Here is a 15,874-nt window from a genome sequence, read left to right as displayed (position 1 = left end):
GCCGCCAACGATAATCATCGTCGATCGCCTGTGGTGGGTGACGAGCGGGGCACGCCGACCCGCGAGTTCGGGTCCTCGGGGGAGTCGATGGGGGAGTCGATCGGGACGCGTGCGGCGCCTACGGGGAAGCCGGTTCCGCCGTGTCCGGCACCTCCTCCGGCACCTCCTCCGGTGCCTCGAGCCGGTCGCGGTCGCGAATCAGCCAGGTACACGACACCGCCGCCGCGAAGCTCACCACCGCCATCAGCAGGCACACCTGGGACAGGCCCGCCGTGAACGCCTCGTGCGCGCTGCGCAGCGCGGCCGGATGGTGGACCAGCGGCTCGAACCGCCCGGAGACCACGCCGTCCCGGACCTGCTCGACGGCTCCCTGCGGCACGCCGCCGCGAACCAGTACGTCCCCGCCCAGATCGTCCCCGACCCGCGTGGTCAGCAGCGCGCCGCAGGCGGCCACCCCGATCGAAGTGCCCAGTGGGAAGAACATGTTGGTGGCCCCGGACGCCATCCCGGCCCGCTCGGTCGGTACCACGCCCACCGCGACGCCCATCAGCGGCGGGAAGCTCAACCCGCCCGCGATGCCCATCAGTACGAAGCCGGGCAACATCACCGTCCACGAACTGTCCGCGTCCACCCGGATCATGGTCAACGCCCCGACTCCGGCCACCGCGAAGCCGAGCCCGATCGCCTGACCCGGCGTCAATACCCGCAACACCAGCCCGCTCAGCGGCGCGATCAGCAGGATCGGCACGGTCAGCACGAGCATCTTCACGCCGGTCTGGAACGGCGTGTTGCCGAGCATGCCCTGCAACCACAGGATCAGGAACGGCAGTAGCCCGAACGAGGTGATCCGGGCGAACAGACTGGCCAGGATCGCGCCGGTGAAGGACGGGATCCGGAACAGCCGCAGATCCAACAGCGCGATGGCCGGCCGGGCGATTTCCACGGCGACGAACGCGGCCACGAGTAATGCGCCGCCGGACAGTGTGGCCAGCACGGGCGTCGTCGTCCAACCTTCCTCCGGCCCCTTGATCACCGCGTAGTTGAGCGCGAACAGGCCGCCGATGGCCAGCAGTACGCCCGCCAGGTCGAGTCGGCCGCGGCCGGCCGCAGTGGTGGCGTCGTCGGGCAGTTTCCGCCAGGTGCCGAGCACCACCAGGATGCCCACCGGGAGGTTGATCAGGAAGATCCAGCGCCAGCCGAGGCCGTCCACCAGTGCGCCGCCGACCAGTGGCCCGAGGGCCGCGGCGGCGCCGCTGATCCCGGAGTAGACGCCGATCGCGGTCTGTCGGGCCCGGCCGGTGTAGACGGCCGCGAGCAGGGCGAGCGAGGTGGCCATCACCATCGCCGCGCCGACGCCCTGTACACCCCGGAAGGTGATCAGCGTGCCGACGTTGGGGGCGAAGGCGCAGGCGGCGGAGGCGACGGTGAACAGCGCGACGCCCGCGCCGAACACGCGCCGCCGGCCGATTCGGTCGGAGACCGAACCGGCTGCGAGAAGCAGTGCGGCGAAGGCCAACGTGTAGGCGCTGACCACCCATTGCAGGCCGCCCAGACGGGCGCCGAGGTCGTCCGCGATGTCCGGGAGCGCGACGTTGACGATGGTCACGTCGAGGGTCATCAGGATGCCGGCGCCGCTGACCAGTACGGCCGGCCAGCGGCGCGCGTCGACGACGTCCGGGGGCACTGCGGGGGTGGATGCGTCTTCGTCGGAGGTGGACGGGGTGGGGGATGCGGGCTGGGCCATGATGACGGAGAACCTCAAACGTCGGGGATGGACTGCCTACTACTCAGTGTGCCCGATCGATTGCGCAGCGATGCGCCATCCCAGGGCGCGCTCGCGTTCCGCGCGGAAATCGGCGTAACGCCCGGGTCGCCCGGCCAACTCCGCGTGTGTACCGGTCTGGACCACGCGGCCCTCGTCGAGCACCACGATACGATCGGCGGCGATCACCGTCTGCAGCCGGTGTGCGATCACGATCAGCGTGCGGTCGGCGGCCAGTGCGCGCAGCGCGTCCTGGACCACCGCCTCGTTCTCCGGGTCGAGCGCGGCGGTCGCCTCGTCGAGCAGCACCACCGGCGCGTCCTTGAGCAACGCCCGGGCGATGGAGACCCGTTGCCGCTCGCCGCCGGACAGCGCCGCGCCGCGCTCGCCGACCCGGGTCTGCCAACCGGCGGGCAGCCGGGCGACGATCTCGTCGACCCGGGCGAGCCGGGCCGCGTGCCGGACCTCCGCGTCGGTCGCGTCGGGACGGCCGACCCGGATGTTCGCCTCGATCGTGTCGTCGAAGAGGTACACGTCCTGGAACACCAGGGACAGTCGGCCCATCAACTCCGCCGTGGCCAACTCCCGTACGTCCACGCCGCCGACCTTGACGCAGCCGCCGTCCACGTCCCAGAAGCGGGCGATCAGCCGGGTGATCGTGGTCTTGCCCGAACCGGACGGGCCGACCAGCGCGGTCATCGTCCGGGGCGGCACGGTGAACGACACGTCGCGCAACACGGGTCGGTCGCTTCGGTAGCCGAAGTCCACGTGTTCGAAGGAGATTTCGGTACCGGCTGTGGGATCGGCGAGTGCCTTGGGCGCGGCCGGTTCGGGCAGCGGCGCCACCGCGAGCAGCTCGTCGATTTGGTCGATGTCGTGCGCGGCCAGCCGCAATGCCGCACCGAGGTCGGCGACTTCGATCAGCGGGCCGGTGAAGCGGGTGGCCAGGACGAGCAGTGCGATCAGCTCGGGGACGGCCACGTCGCCGTTCAGCGCGAGGGTCACGCCCACCACGACGATCACCGTGAAGGCGGCCTGGACGGCGAGCGCGAAGCCGGCCGAGCCGGGCACGCTGCTGCGGACCAGGCGGACCGCCGCGCGGCGCTGCGCGAGCAGCGAATCGTCCAGCAGCCGATGGCCCTCGGCGGTCCGGCCGAACGCCCGCAGGACGGGTTGCGCGTCGGCGAACTCGACCACCCGACCGGAGGATTCGACCGCCGCCGCGTCCACGGCGTGGGTGGTACGGGCGATCAGCGTGTTGGCCCAGCGGTAGACCAGGGCGAGCAGTGGGGCCGCCACGATGGTGGCCAGGGCGAGGCGCCAATCGAAGCAGGCCATGCCGACGGCGACCGTGATCGGCGTGACCACGGCGGTGACCAGTGGTTGCAGGAGATGGGCCGGTACGCCGGTGATCATCACCGTGCCCTGCGACGTGGACTGCGCCAGCCGGCCGACCCGATCGGCGGAGAACCAGCCCAGCGGCAGCGCCGACACATGGTCGCCGACCCGGTGGTGCAGACCGCGCAGGAGGGCGAGGGCGCTGGTGAAGCCGAGCATGGCCTGCGCGTAGTAGGCGACGCAGGCGAGGAGGGACACACCGGCGAGCACGGCCAACCACGGGTGCGCGGCGTCGGTGTCACCGCGCAGGAGTGGGCGCAGGACCGGGACGATCAGGACCACGCCGACGCCTTGGAGCACGCCGTAGAGGGTGAGGATCGCCAGGTAGCGGCGGAAGCGGCCGAGGTCCTGTGGGGCGACGATGCGGAGGAGCTGACGAATCATCGGGTGTGCTCCTGGCGGTCGGTGCGGGCTTGGTCGCCTTCGTCGGGGAGTCGGGCTGCGTCGCGCAGGCGGGCCTCGTCGCGCAGGCGGGTCGGGGCTTCGTCCCCGAGTTGGGCGTGCCACAGGCGGGCGTAGCGGCCGTCGGCGGCGAGGAGTTCGGTGTGGCGTCCGGATTCGACGATGCGGCCGGCTTCGAGTACGGCGATCCGGTCCACGTGGGTGATCGTGTGCAGCCGGTGGGCGATGACCAGCAGCGTGCGGCCGACCACCAGTTCGGACAGCGCGTCCTGGACGGCCGCCTCCGACTCGGGATCGGCGAACGCGGTGGCCTCGTCCAGGACCAGTACGGGTGTGTCGGCCAGGATCGCCCGGGCGATCGCGATCCGCTGCGCCTCGCCGCCGGAGAGGTGGGCGTCCTCGTGTACCACCGAGGCGTAGCCGCGCGGGAGTTGCCCGATCCGCCCGTGTACCTGCGCGGCCCGCGCGGCGGCCTCGACCTCGGCATCGGTCGCCTCGGGGCGGGCCAGCGCGATGTTGTCCCGGACGGTGGTGCGCAGCAGTCGGGTCTCCTGGAAGACGAAGCCGACGTGCCGGTAGAGGTCGCGGTCGGCGAGGTCGCGCACATCCACGCCGCCGATCCGTACGCTGCCCCGATCGGCGTCCCAGAACCTAGGCAACAGCCGGGCCAGCGTGGTCTTTCCGGAGCCGGAGGGGCCGACCAGGGCGGTCACGGTGCCCGGCTCGAGCACGAGATCGACACCGGCCAGCACGGGGTGTGTCCCGTCGTAGGAGAAGTGCACGTCGCTGAACACGACGGTCGATCCGACCGGCAGGCGCGGCTCGGCCGGGGCTTCGAGCACCGGCGCGGCGAGCAGTTCGCCGATCCGGCCGGCGGCCTCCCGGGCCTGGCGCAGCGCCTGGGCGCCGAAGCCGAGCGTGGTCACCGGCGCGCCGAGGCCCACGGCGAGCATCAGGAACGGGAGTACGTCGACGGGGTCGGTCCAGCCCGCGCCGACGAACCAGGTCCCGCCGCCGAGCGCGACAAGCAGCAATACGGGCGGTGAGACGAGCAGTCCGGCCAGCGCCTCGACGCGCAACAGCGGCCCGACCCACCGCTCGAAGAAGTCGGCCAGTTCGTCGCCGGCCCGCCGATACCGATCGTGCGCCTTGCGGGCCTGCCCGAAGGTCTTGACCACGGCGATTCCGGCGACGAACTCGACCACGGCCGAGTTGAGCCGATCCAGTGCCCCGCTCCAGGCCGCCATCTTGGCTCCGCCGTCGCGCATCATCCATGTGTAGGCGATCGCGTAGAGCGGCAGCGGCGCGAAGGCCAACAGCGCCGGCCGCCAGTCCACCCAGAACAGGTAGCCGAGCGCGAGCACCGGCGTGACGGCGGCCGCGACCAGGTCGTTCAACGCGTGCGCGACCAGATGGTGCAGCGCGTGTACGTCGTCGAGCAGGAGCCGCTTGACCCGCCCGGAACTGCGCTCGCCGAACCAGCCGAGCGGCACCCGGCCCAGCCGTTTTGCCATCCGCCGCCGGACCAGCAGCCCGGTGTCGGCGTCGGCGTAGTGGGAGAGGGTGTAGGCGACGCCGGCACACCCGGTTCGCACCAGCAGCCCGACCACGGCGGCAACCACCCACCACCACACGGCGGCACGATCGACCGTGCCGGCCGCCAGAAGTCGACGGGCGATCTCGGCGACGGCGAGGTACGGGGTGAGCCCGGCGGCCGACCCGACCACCTGCAGCGCGGCACCGACGACGAGCCGGGTGCGAACCGGGCGGAGCACCTCGGCCAGGGGTGATCGGGCGGGCGCGGGCGGCGGTGGTATCGGCCGCTCGGCCGGGAGTTCCGTCACGGTGGAACTGTCGTCGACAGTGCTGTCGATGGCCACGCGAATCGACCTCTCGTCCGGCTGCTGCAAGAGTCCTCTTGATCAATGTTCAAGCAGGTTAGTCTTACCTAACTTACTTGGCCAGAGGTGACCGGAAATCCGCTGTGCTACGTTCCGGATCTCGTCACAACCGAGGGGGCAATGTGGACGACCCGAACGACATGCGGCAGATCTGGGCGCGGATCGAGACCGTGCTCGGGCGGATCGCCCCGAAGGTGTCGGCCGCCATGCCGCCCGCTGCCACCGAGGCGCAACTCGCGGCGGCGGAGGCCACGATGGGGGTGCGGCTGCCGACGGACGTCAAGGACTCCTACCGCTGCCACGACGGCCTGCCGGCGGTGCTGATCGGCCTGCACGCCGCCCTCCGACCGCTCGACGAGATCGTTGCCGACTGGCGCGAGCGAGCCGCCGACGCGGGCGACCCGCCCGAGGAGGAATGGCCGGAAGACGGCCTGATCCGCCGGGACATCGCCTGGTCCGCCGGCTGGATCCCGATCATCGGAATCGGCAACGGCGACGTGATCTGCGTCGACCTGGACCCACCCACCCCGGCCCGGCACGGGCAGATCATCGAGCTGTCCCACGAGGGCCTGCCGGCCGGCTACGAAGCCACCGGCCTGCGCGAGTTCCTACACACGTTCGCCGCAGACCTGGAAGCCGACCGCTACGCGGTCGACCCCAGGACGATCCGCCACGAGTGGACCCACCTCGGCCTCCCACTCGTCATGCCCAAGGACTGAACCCGAGACCCGGAGGACGACTCGAGGGCGCCGTGCGCAATCCGCGGCGCGCCGACGCATTGCGCCGACGCGTGGCGCGCGTGGCCGGCGAACGGCGCGTCGAGGCGCGCCTGTTCGATCCGGAGACCGAACGCCCGCGCGGCCCGGTCGACTACTCCTCCGCGTCGCCGCCGTCCGGTGACCGCGCCCGTCCACCCCCCGGTCAGCGGATCTTCAGCACCAGCTTCCCCGTGTTCTCGCCCCTGAAGAGTCGGAGCAGCGTCGCGGGGAAGTCCGTCACCTCGCCCTCGACCACGTCCTCGCGCGAGATCAATCGGCCGTCGGCGAGCCAACCCGCCAGTTCCGCCCGGGCCTCGGGGTAGCGGGACGCGTAGTCGAAGACCACCATGCCGGTCATCGATGCCCGGTTGACCAGCAGGGAAAGGTAGTTCGACGGGCCGGTGGGGGGTTCGGTGTTGTTGTACTGGGAGATCGCGCCGCAGATCACCACTCGTGCGCCGCGGGCCAGCCGGGTCAGGGCGGTGTTCAGGATGTCGCCGCCGACGTTGTCGAAGTAGACGTCCACGCCGTCCGGGCAGTGTTCGCGCAGGGCCGCGCCGAGGTCGGCGGAGCGGTAGTCGATCGCCGCGTCGTAGCCGAACTGCTCGACCAGCAGCCGGCACTTGTCCGGGCCGCCCGCGATGCCCACCGTCCGGCAACCCGTCAGCCTGGCCAATTGGCCGACCACGCTGCCCACCGCGCCCGCCGCGCCGGAGACCAGGACGGTCTGGCCCGGTTTGGCTGCGCCGACGTCGAACAGGCCGAAGTAGGCGGTGAGTCCGGTGATCCCGAGCGCGCCCAGGTAGGTCGGGAGCGGAGCGAGATCCGGGTCCACGCGGTGTACGCCGAGCCCGTCCGAGTCGGCGTACTCCTGGACGCCGAAGCCGCCGTAGACGACGTCGCCCACCGCGAACCCCGGGTGCCGGGAGGCGCGTACCCGACCGATCCCGCCCGCGCGCATCACCTCGCCGAGCCCGACCGGCGGGATGTAGGAGCGCACGTCGTTCATCCAGCCGCGCATCGCCGGGTCGAGCGAGATGTGCGAGACCTCGACCAGGAGCCGGCCGTCGGCCGGTTCGCGCACCGGCTCCTCGACCGTCGCCCAGTCGGTGGGCTTGGGCAGCCCGAACGGGCGGGCGGCCAGCCGGATCTGCCGGTTGGTCGAGTCGGCGCTGGGCGTCGTGGTCATCGGCTGCGCAACTCCTTCTTCATGATCTTGCCGGAGGGGCCCTTGGGCAGTTCGTCCATGATTCGTACCACACGCGGATATTTGTAGGCGGCCATCCGCTCCTTGCAGAACGCGATGATCTCCTCCGGTGCGACCACCGCGTCCGGGCGCAGCGCGACGATCGCCACCACCTCCTCGCCGAGCCGGTCGTCGGGGGTGCCGATCACCGCCGCCTCGGCGATCGCCGGGTGGGTGTACAGGACTTCCTCCACCTCGCGCGGATACACGTTGTAGCCGCCGCGGATCACCAGATCCTTCTTCCGGTCCACCACGAACAGGAAGTCGTCCTCGTCCAGATATCCGAGGTCGCCGGTGTGGAACCAGCCGTTGCGGAACGCCTCGGCGGTGGCCTCGGGGTCGTCGCGGTAGCGGGTGATCACGTTGTGCCCGCGCAGCACGATCTCGCCCACGTGCTCCGCGCCGGGCGGCAGCGGCATGTCCTCGGCGTCGACCACGCGCAGTTCCACGCCCCAGATCGGCTTGCCCACGGACAGTATCTTCCGGTCCCGGGTGCTGCGATTGAAGGTCGCGGTGCTCGCGCTCTCGGACAGGCCGTAGCCCTCCAGGATGACGACGTCGAACGCCTCCTCGAACTCGCGGAGCACTTCGCCGGGCATCGACGCCCCGCCCGAACTGCCCACCCGCAGCCGGGAAAGGTCGCGCCCGGTGCGATCCGCGCCGAGCAGCGCGACATACATCGTGGGCACCCCCACGATCACGCTCACCCGGTCCCGGGCCATCTGGTCCAACACGCTCTGCGCCTCGAAGCGCAACACCAGGGACAACGTCCCGCCGTAGCGCACGCAGACGTTGAGGACGCTGGAGAGGCCGTAGACGTGGAACAGCGGCAGCGCGCCGAGCGAGACGTCGCCGGGCACGACGTCGAACAGTTCGCCGGAGGTGGTGCAGTTCAAGTAGAGCTGGAAGTGCGTGAGTTCGGCGGCCTTGGGGCGACCGGTGGTGCCGCTGGTGTACAGCAGTACGGCGGTGTCGTCCGCGGCGGTGGGCTCGATGTCGCCGCGGATCAGCTCGGCCCGATCGGGCGGGCCGTCCGGGAGCAGCAGCCCGAATGCCTGCGTGCCCTGCGGGACCGGGCCGTCCGCGGCCAGGGTGACCGTGTAGATCGTGGTCCCGGGCACCGCGGCGGCGGCGCCGAGTGCCTCGGCGGCGAACACGTCGAACGCGAGCAGCGTGCGGGCGCCGGAGTCGGTGAGGTGGTAGGCGAGTTCGGCCGCCTTGAGCAGCGGGCTCAGCGGCATCAGCGTCACCCCGGCCTTGAGCGCGCCGAAGTAGGCCACCACGAACTCGGGTACGTTCGGCAGCACGATCGCCAGCACGTCCTTGGCCCCCAGGCCGAGGGCGCGCAGCCCGCGTGCGAATCGGCTGCTGAGGTCGTCGAGTTCGCGGTAGGTGACCGGTCTGCCCTGGTAGATCAGGCAGGCCGTGTCGGGGGTCGCAAGGCGGGACTCGCGCAGCATGACGGCGAGGTTGAAGCTCAACGCGTGCTCCTTGACTGGTCGGGAGCCGGGACCCGCACCGGTCGGGGTATCGGGGCGGCGGGACGGGACGGGCGTCGGGGGAACGCCCGTTGGGGCGGGCCGGAGCGGGGGCGCGCTTCCGAGCCCGCCGGTGCCGGGCCGGGCGCCGTGCCGGGGTGCACGTTGCCGGGCGCGGCACCAGTGTTACGGGATGACCAGGGAGAGGGTGTCCGCGACGCACGCGGGCTTCGCGACACCCTCGATCTCGATGGTGTGACGGACCGTCAAGCGCACACCCTGGGCGGTCTCGACGGCGTCGACGAGCACCGCGTGGTCGCGGATCCGCGCGCCCGCCGGGACCGGGGCCGGGAAGCGCACCTTGTCCGAGCCGTAGTTGACGCCCATCCGCACGCCGCGCACGGTGACCAGGTCGGCGGCCAGCACCGGGATCAGCGACAGGGTCAGATAGCCGTGCGCGATGGTGGTGCCGAACGGCCCGTCCTTGGCCCGTTCGACGTCGACGTGGATCCACTGGTGGTCGCCGGTCGCCGCGGCGAAGGTGTCGATGCGTTCCTGATCGACGGTCAGCCAGTCGCTGGTGCCGAGTGCTTCGCCCTTGGCCGCGAGTACCTCGGTGACGTTCTCGAAGACGCGCATGGTTGCTCCCTCATGGTGACGTACCGGATCAGGCGGGCAGGTCGACCAGGTCGGCGAGGATCGTGCGGTGGCGGTCGGGGGTGCCGAACGCGAGTGCGTCGGCCTTGGCCCGTTTGAGGTACAGGTGGGGGTGGTGCTCCCAGGTGAACCCGATGCCGCCGTGCAGTTGCACACATTCCTCGGCGGCCCGGACCGCGATCTCCGAGCAGTGCGCCTGCGCGACCGCGACCGCGATCGTGGTGTCCGGGTCGTCGTCGGCCACACACGCGGCGGCGTAGCGGGCCACCGCGCGGGCCTGGGTGATCGACACCCACAGCGCGGCCAGGCGGTGTTTGGGGCCCTGGAAGGAGCCGATCGGGCGGCCGAACTGGTGGCGGGTCTTCAGGTATTCGACGGTGCTCTCCAGGCAGAACTCGGCGATGCCGAGCTGCTCGGACGCGAGCAGCGCGGCGCCGGTGGTGAGCGCGCCGGCCACCGCCGCCTCGGCGGCCTCGCCGCGCGCGAGCACGCGGCCCGCCGCGCCGGTGAACACCACGTCGGTCAGCGGCCGGGTCAGGTCGAGCGAGACCACCGCGCGGCGCTCGACGCCGGGCTGCGTGCCGTCCAGGGCGTAGAGCACGGGCCCGTCCGGGGTGCGGGCGGGCACGATCAGTACGTCGGCGCCGGCGGCGTCCACGACCGAGGTCGCCGTACCGGTCAGCAGGTCGCCGTCGGCGCGTACGCCGTGCACGAGTTGCCCGCCGGGCACGGTGGCGAAGGAGACCGCCAGAGTCGCGCTGCGCCGGCCGCCGGCCAGGTGCGGGAGCAGTGCGTCCGCCTCGGCCGTGTGGGCCGCGCGCAGCGCCGCGGTGCCGAGCACCGCGCTGCCCAGGAACGGCGTGGGCGCCACCGAGCGGCCCAACTCCTCCATCACCACCGCGGTTTCCCGCCAGGTCGCGCCGCTGCCGCCGTGGTCCTCGGCGACCGCGAGGCCGGCCGCGCCGATCTGCTCGGTGAGCACCCGCCACAGTTTCGGGTCGTAGGGCTCGGCGGTCTCGATCCGGCCGAGCAGCGCGCTCAGCGTCACCCGTTCGGTGAGCAGATCGCGGACCCCGGACCGGAGTTCGTGTTCGTCGTCGGTGTAGAGCAGGTGCTCGGCGGCGCTCATCGGGGCAGGTCCTTCCAGGCGGCGTCCTTGTCGACGCGAGGCTCCGACGGCAGCCCGAGCACCCGCTCGGCGACCACGTTGAGCAGGATCTCCGAGGTGCCGCCCTCGATCGAGTTGCCCTTGGCGCGCAAGTAGCGGTAGCCGGCGGAGCGGGTGGTGAAGTCCACCGACGCGGGGCGGCGCATGGTCCATTCGTCGTGCCGCAGGCCCTCCTCGGCCAGCAGGTCCAGTTCCAGTCCGGAGATCTCCTGGTTGAGCCGGGCGAACGCGAGCTTGGCCGAGGAGCCCTCGGGCCCCGGTTCACCGGCCGCCAGTTGCCCGCGCAGCCGCTCCGAGGTCAGCCGGGCCGCCTCGGCCTCCACCCACAGTCGCAGCAGCCGGTCGTGCAGACCTGCGGTGCGCAGTTCGGGGCGTTCGCGCCAGGTGTCCGCGACGATGCCGATCAGGCCGCCCTCGCGCGGCGCGGCGGCGCCGCCGATGGCCACCCGTTCGTTCATCAGCGTGGTGCGCGCCACGCTCCACCCGTCGCCGATCGCACCCAGTCGGTGTGCGTCGGGGATGCGCACGCCGGTCAGGAAGACCTCGTTGAACTCGGCCTCGCCGGTGGCCTGGCGCAGCGGGCGCACCTCGACGCCGGGCGCGCTCATGTCGCAGACGAAGTACGTCATGCCCTGGTGCTTGGGCAGTTCGGGGTGGGTGCGGGTGATCAGGATGGCCCAGCGCGCCTCGTGCGCCATCGACGTCCACACCTTCTGGCCGTCGACGATCCACTCGTCCCCGTCGCGGACCGCACGCGTGCCGAGCGCGGCCAGGTCGGAGCCGGCTCCCGGTTCGCTGAACAGCTGGCACCACACCTCCTCGCCGGTCCACAACGGCCGCAACCAGCGGGCGTGTTGCTCGTCGGTGCCGTAGGCGAGCACGGTCGGCGCGGCCATCCCCAGGCCGATCCCGATCCGGCGGGGGTTGTTGGACGGTGCGCCGGCGGCGGCGAAGCGCGCGTCCACGGCCGGTTGCAGGGCGCGCGGCGCGGCCAGGCCGCCGAGGCCGACCGGGTGGTGCACCCAGGCCAGTCCGGCGTCGAAGCGGGCCCGCAGATAGCCGACGGCGTCCTCGGTATCCGGGTGCGCGGCGATGAACTCGCCTACCCGGTGGTCGAGTTCGGTCGCGGTCAGCACAGCGGGCCGCCCGCGACGTAGATCACCTGGCCGGACACGAAGCCGGCTCCCTCGCTCGCCAGGAACGCGATGGTGTTCGCGACGTCCTCGGGGCGGCCGACCCGGCGGACCGGGATCTGCGTGGCGGCGGCCTTTTGGAACTCCTCGAACTCCATGCCGACTCGGGCCGCGGTCGCGGCGGTCATGTCGGTGACGATGAAGCCGGGTGCCACCGCGTTGGCGGTCACCCCGAACTTGCCCAGTTCGAAGGCCAGCGTCTTGGTGAAGCCCTGGAGCCCGGCCTTGGCCGCCGAGTAGTTCGCCTGCCCCCGGTTGCCGAGCGCGGAGGAACTGGACAGGTTGACGATCCGGCCGTAGCCCGCCGCGGTCATGTGCGCCTGTACCGCGCGGCACATCAGGAACGCGCCGCGCAGGTGTACGTCGATCACCGTGTCCCAGTCGCCGTCGGACATCTTGAACAGCAGGTTGTCGCGGATCACGCCCGCGTTGTTGACCAGTACGGTCGGCGCGCCGAGCGTGTCGACCACGCGGGCGACGGCGGCGTCCACCTGCTCGCCGACGGTGACGTCCGCGCCGACGGCGAGCGCGGTGCCGCCGGCCGCGGTGATCGTGGCCACCGTCTCGGCACAGGCCGCCTCGTCCAGGTCGAGCACGGCCACGGCCAGGCCCTCGGCGGCGAGGCGGCGGGCGGTGGCGGCGCCGATGCCGCGCGCGGCGCCGGTGACGATGGCCACGCGCGGTGTGGTCGGGGTCGCGGGGGTGTTCTCGGTCATGGCTGCCGGGTCCTCCGGGTCGTCGCGGATCACGGGGTCGAGCGGGTGAATGCCGCACCCCGGCCGGTCCGAGTTCCATCCCGAGCCACGTCCCGATACGTCCCGTGTGCCCGGCCGCGAGCTGCCGACCGGTCGGTGCGCACATGCTGCGTCGAGGCGGGGGTGGTGAAAGGGGCGGACCAGGAGGCGGTGGGGGCGGGCTTCACACTTGTGGCAGCCACGGTACCGACCGGTCGGTATCAAGGCTAGACCGCAACGCGAACTCGTTCGGGAACACCCGCGCGCACCCCGCTCCGGCGGCCGGCGCTCAGCGCCCGGCGGCTGCGGCCGGTGCCTCCGGGCGCAGGATCATCAGCGCCGCGTCGTCGGTGAGCCGGCCGCCCACATGCGCGAGCAGCGCCTGTTGCAGTAGGGCGAGCAATTCGGCGGCCGAGCGGTTCGGCTCGGCGTGCCGGGCCAGCCAGTCGCGCAGCGGGAAGAACCGGCCCTGGCCGTCCCGAGCCTCGGTGGTCCCGTCGGTATACAGCAGCAACAGCTCGTCCGGCGCCATCCGGAACCGATACGCCGGCGCGCGCTCCTCGGACGGGATCAGACCGGCCAGGCCGAGCGGCAGTTCCGGTGCCACGTCCAGCCAGCGCACCCCGGCCGGGCCGATCAGGGCGGGCGGCTCGTGGCCGTAGTTGACCAGTTCGACCTGCCCGTCCGGCCCGAACCGGACCAGCAGCGCGGTGGCGAACCAGTCCGTGTCCGGCTCACCGAGCAGCACCTGGTTGGCGCCGAACCGCTCGAGCCCCTCACCCATGCGATGCCCCACCCACCACAGGTCCGGCTCGGCGAACGCGGCCTCCCCGAACGCGCCGACCAGCGCCGCACTCGCGCCCACCGCGGTCAGCCCCTTGCCCTGCACGTCGGCGATGAACGCGCGCGTCCCGTACGGCGTGGCCACCACGTCGTACACATCCCCGCCCACCTCCGCGTCCACCTCGGCGGCCAGATAGCTGCGCTCGACCCGAATCCCGCCGACCACCGGCGGTACCGGCGGCAACAGCGCCCGCTGAACGTGCTCGACCACATTGCCCAGGCGGGACACCCGCTCCTGGAGCCGGGTCCGCAACAACACCGTCGCCACCGCGATCGCCCCACCCAGCACCACCACCACGAACCCGGCCCAGTCCCGGGTGTATCCGGACGCGGACAACCACGGATCGAGCACCGCGAAGGTCACCGTGGCGGCCACCGCGTACCCGATCGTCGCGCGCACCGAGCTCAGGCTCGACGCGGTCATCGGCACCAGACACAACATCTCGTCGACCCGAAACTTCTCCGGCGTCCCGAAATCGACCACCACGACCAGCACGAACAGCAGCGCCGGCAGCAGCGGGACCAACCGCCGCAACGACCAGCCGCGGACCACGCCGAGCACCGGGGTCTCGCTCATCGGGAAGGCACCGTCCTGGTTCACCCGGAGTGAGCCGCCAGGCCCGGTTCCGGCGGATCCTGGCGGCAGTTGGTCCTTCCAGCCCTTTCCCGATCCGACCTGTGCCCAGCTACGCCACACGGTTGATCGCCCCTGCTGATCACCCTTGCCGATCACCCTTGCTGATCAGCCCTGCGCACCCGCCGACCCGCCAACCGCCGATCGCCCCCGCACCGACCGCGTCCCGACCGCGTCCCGACCAACCGTGCCGTCCCGTTGTAACCCGTACGAACCGTCGATAACCTCGCGCCCCCGCACCGTCGCGGGGCCCCTCGCGCTCATCTGGAGGCGTCGATGCTCGGCTCCGAACGCGTCGCAAGACCCACTCCCACCAGGCCGCCCACCCGCCGGCCGGACGGCCCCCGGACCCGGCTCGGCATCCTGGGCCTGGCCGTGACGATGGCGCTGGCCTGGTTGTTGCCCACGCCGGCCGCCGCCGCGCCGCGCCTGCCCGTGCCGTACAGCTTCGCCGCCGGCATCACGGCCCAACTGCTCACCCCGAACAGCTCGCCGCCCGGCGCCAACGACTTCGGCTGTCGGCCGAGCGCCGCGCACCCGCGCCCGGTGGTGCTGCTGCACGGCACGCTCGGCAACATGACGGACAGCTGGCAGGCGCTGTCCCCGCTGCTGAAGAACAACGGCTACTGCGTCTTCGCGCTGAACTACGGTGGCGCGCCCGGCGGGTTGTTCCAGGGCTACGGCGACATACCCACCAGTGCGGCCCAACTCGGCGCCTTCGTCGACCGGGTCCGTACCGCCACCGGCGCCGCGCGGGTCGACCTGGTCGGCCACTCGCAGGGCGGCGGCGCGCTGCCGCGCTACTACCTCCAAGTGCTCGGCGGCGCGGCCAAGGTGCACGACCTGGTCGGCCTGGCGCCCAGCAGCCACGGTGCGGACCTGCAGGCGATCCTGAACCTGCTCGACGCCTTCCCCGGCGGCCGGGCGGCCTTCGACCGACTGTGCCCGGCGTGCGCGCAACAGGACATCGGCTCACCGTTCATGCGCGCGCTCAACGCACTGCCGGACACCGCGCCGGGGGTGCGCTACACGATGATCGAGAGCCGGTACGACGAGGTGATCGTGCCGTACACGCGGGCCTTCCTGACCGGCCCCGACGTGCGCAACGTGACCGTCCAGGACCACTGCGGCGTGGACTTCTCCGACCACCTGGCGATCATCTACGACCGGGTCGCGCTCAACGAGGTGCTCAACGCGCTCGACCCGGGCCGCACCGACCGGGTCTGCGCACTGACCCTGCCGGTACTCGGCGGCTGAGCCGGGCGGCCACTCCTTCGGCGGTCCGACGGAATGCCGTGGCCGCCGGGGGAGTTGCGGTCGACGCGGGTCGGCCCGTGGACTCGAATACCGGGCAACCCCGGGGTGAGCGGCGGAAGTCGGACAGGTGGCCGGATAGTGGCCGGATAAGGGAAGCGCCTGTAGCCGGCACGGGGGAGCACCGTGTTGGCTGGAGGCATGCGCTCAGGCATCTGTACGAAATGCGGTCGGGCAACCGTCGTCCGCCGGCGGGACGGGATGCGTACCGGCGGCCCGGACGTGATGGTGCGTATCGGTTCGATGCGGTTCGCGCGGGGGCGCGCGGAACACTATCTGTGCACCACCTGCGGCTACTTCGAGGCGTACATCACCGACGCCGAGACGCTCGCAAAGGCCGCCCGCAAGTGGGAACCGTGCACACCGCCTCCGTCGGGTCCGGGAGG

12 protein-coding genes are annotated in these 15,874 nt (G+C 71.9%); 2 read left to right on the top strand and 10 right to left on the bottom strand.

From position 1 onward, the window contains the following. Positions 1-118: 118 nt before the first annotated feature. The 3 genes from ABIA38_RS40280 to ABIA38_RS40270 are packed head-to-tail and all read right to left on the bottom strand — an operon-like array spanning position 119 to position 5,406. Entirely contained in the window at positions 119-1,744 is a 1,626-nt protein-coding gene (locus ABIA38_RS40280) for an MFS transporter (protein ID WP_424643952.1), read from the bottom strand. A 39-nt stretch (positions 1,745-1,783) separates the two neighbouring features. Then, a complete protein-coding gene (locus ABIA38_RS40275) occupies positions 1,784-3,544 on the bottom strand; it encodes an ABC transporter ATP-binding protein (RefSeq protein WP_424643951.1) in 1,761 nt (586 codons plus the stop codon). Then, positions 3,541-5,406: an ABC transporter ATP-binding protein gene (locus ABIA38_RS40270; RefSeq protein WP_424643950.1), complete on the bottom strand. Its 1,866-nt coding sequence runs from the start codon at positions 5,404-5,406 to the stop codon at positions 3,541-3,543. Before ABIA38_RS40270 ends, ABIA38_RS40275 begins: the two co-directional genes overlap by 4 nt. A gap of 179 nt (positions 5,407-5,585) precedes the next feature. Between ABIA38_RS40270 and ABIA38_RS40265 the strand changes: the two genes are divergently transcribed. After that, positions 5,586-6,182, top strand: coding sequence for an SMI1/KNR4 family protein (locus ABIA38_RS40265; RefSeq protein ID WP_424643949.1), 597 nt, complete (start codon positions 5,586-5,588; stop codon positions 6,180-6,182). 202 nt (positions 6,183-6,384) lie between these two features. On the opposite strand, the gene ABIA38_RS40260 is transcribed toward ABIA38_RS40265, so the two are convergent. From ABIA38_RS40260 to ABIA38_RS40230, 7 genes are all read right to left on the bottom strand, one after another. After that, complete coding sequence (locus ABIA38_RS40260) at positions 6,385-7,410, bottom strand: NADP-dependent oxidoreductase (RefSeq protein WP_424643948.1); 1,026 nt, start codon at positions 7,408-7,410, stop codon at positions 6,385-6,387. Beyond that, positions 7,407-8,948, bottom strand: coding sequence for a long-chain-fatty-acid--CoA ligase (locus ABIA38_RS40255; RefSeq protein WP_424643947.1), 1,542 nt, complete (start codon positions 8,946-8,948; stop codon positions 7,407-7,409). Before ABIA38_RS40255 ends, ABIA38_RS40260 begins: the two co-directional genes overlap by 4 nt. A 183-nt stretch (positions 8,949-9,131) precedes the next feature. Beyond that, positions 9,132-9,584 (bottom strand): MaoC family dehydratase, encoded by a 453-nt coding sequence (locus ABIA38_RS40250; RefSeq protein ID WP_424643946.1) that lies wholly within the window; start codon positions 9,582-9,584, stop codon positions 9,132-9,134. Between the two features lie 28 nt (positions 9,585-9,612). Further along, positions 9,613-10,731, bottom strand: a complete 1,119-nt coding sequence (locus tag ABIA38_RS40245; RefSeq protein ID WP_424643945.1) for an acyl-CoA dehydrogenase family protein — start codon at positions 10,729-10,731, stop codon at positions 9,613-9,615. Beyond that, positions 10,728-11,906, bottom strand: coding sequence for an acyl-CoA dehydrogenase family protein (locus ABIA38_RS40240; RefSeq protein WP_424643944.1), 1,179 nt, complete (start codon positions 11,904-11,906; stop codon positions 10,728-10,730). The genes ABIA38_RS40245 and ABIA38_RS40240 overlap by 4 nt, the downstream gene beginning before the upstream one ends. Then, positions 11,900-12,679 (bottom strand): 3-oxoacyl-ACP reductase FabG, encoded by a 780-nt coding sequence (gene fabG / locus ABIA38_RS40235; RefSeq protein ID WP_424643943.1) that lies wholly within the window; start codon positions 12,677-12,679, stop codon positions 11,900-11,902. The genes ABIA38_RS40240 and fabG overlap by 7 nt, the downstream gene beginning before the upstream one ends. 307 nt (positions 12,680-12,986) lie before the next feature. Then, entirely contained in the window at positions 12,987-14,117 is a 1,131-nt protein-coding gene (locus ABIA38_RS40230; protein ID WP_424643942.1) for a PP2C family protein-serine/threonine phosphatase, read from the bottom strand. 333 nt (positions 14,118-14,450) lie between these two features. Between ABIA38_RS40230 and ABIA38_RS40225 the strand changes: the two genes are divergently transcribed. After that, entirely contained in the window at positions 14,451-15,431 is a 981-nt protein-coding gene (locus ABIA38_RS40225; RefSeq protein ID WP_424643941.1) for an esterase/lipase family protein, read from the top strand. Positions 15,432-15,874: the final 443 nt, after the last annotated feature.

Origin of the sequence: Embleya sp. AB8 (genome assembly GCF_049739465.1) — a bacterium.
Classification (GTDB): Bacteria; Actinomycetota; Actinomycetes; order Streptomycetales; family Streptomycetaceae; genus Embleya.
The sequence above is the reverse complement of the archived record's forward strand: the minus strand, read 5'-3'. Positions and strand labels throughout refer to the sequence as shown.

Excerpts from the sequence above, each read along its gene's own strand:
- ABIA38_RS40280 (WP_424643952.1), bottom strand. The coding sequence starts at position 1,744 with ATGGCCCAGCCCGCATCCCCCACCCCGTCCACCTCCGACGAAGACGCA.
- ABIA38_RS40275 (WP_424643951.1), bottom strand. The coding sequence starts at position 3,544 with ATGATTCGTCAGCTCCTCCGCATCGTCGCCCCACAGGACCTCGGCCGC.
- ABIA38_RS40260 (WP_424643948.1), bottom strand. The coding sequence starts at position 7,410 with ATGACCACGACGCCCAGCGCCGACTCGACCAACCGGCAGATCCGGCTG.
- ABIA38_RS40250 (WP_424643946.1), bottom strand. The coding sequence starts at position 9,584 with ATGCGCGTCTTCGAGAACGTCACCGAGGTACTCGCGGCCAAGGGCGAA.
- ABIA38_RS40245 (WP_424643945.1), bottom strand. The coding sequence starts at position 10,731 with ATGAGCGCCGCCGAGCACCTGCTCTACACCGACGACGAACACGAACTC.
- fabG (WP_424643943.1), bottom strand. The coding sequence starts at position 12,679 with ATGACCGAGAACACCCCCGCGACCCCGACCACACCGCGCGTGGCCATC.
- ABIA38_RS40230 (WP_424643942.1), bottom strand. The coding sequence starts at position 14,117 with ATGAGCGAGACCCCGGTGCTCGGCGTGGTCCGCGGCTGGTCGTTGCGG.
- ABIA38_RS40225 (WP_424643941.1), top strand. The coding sequence starts at position 14,451 with ATGCTCGGCTCCGAACGCGTCGCAAGACCCACTCCCACCAGGCCGCCC.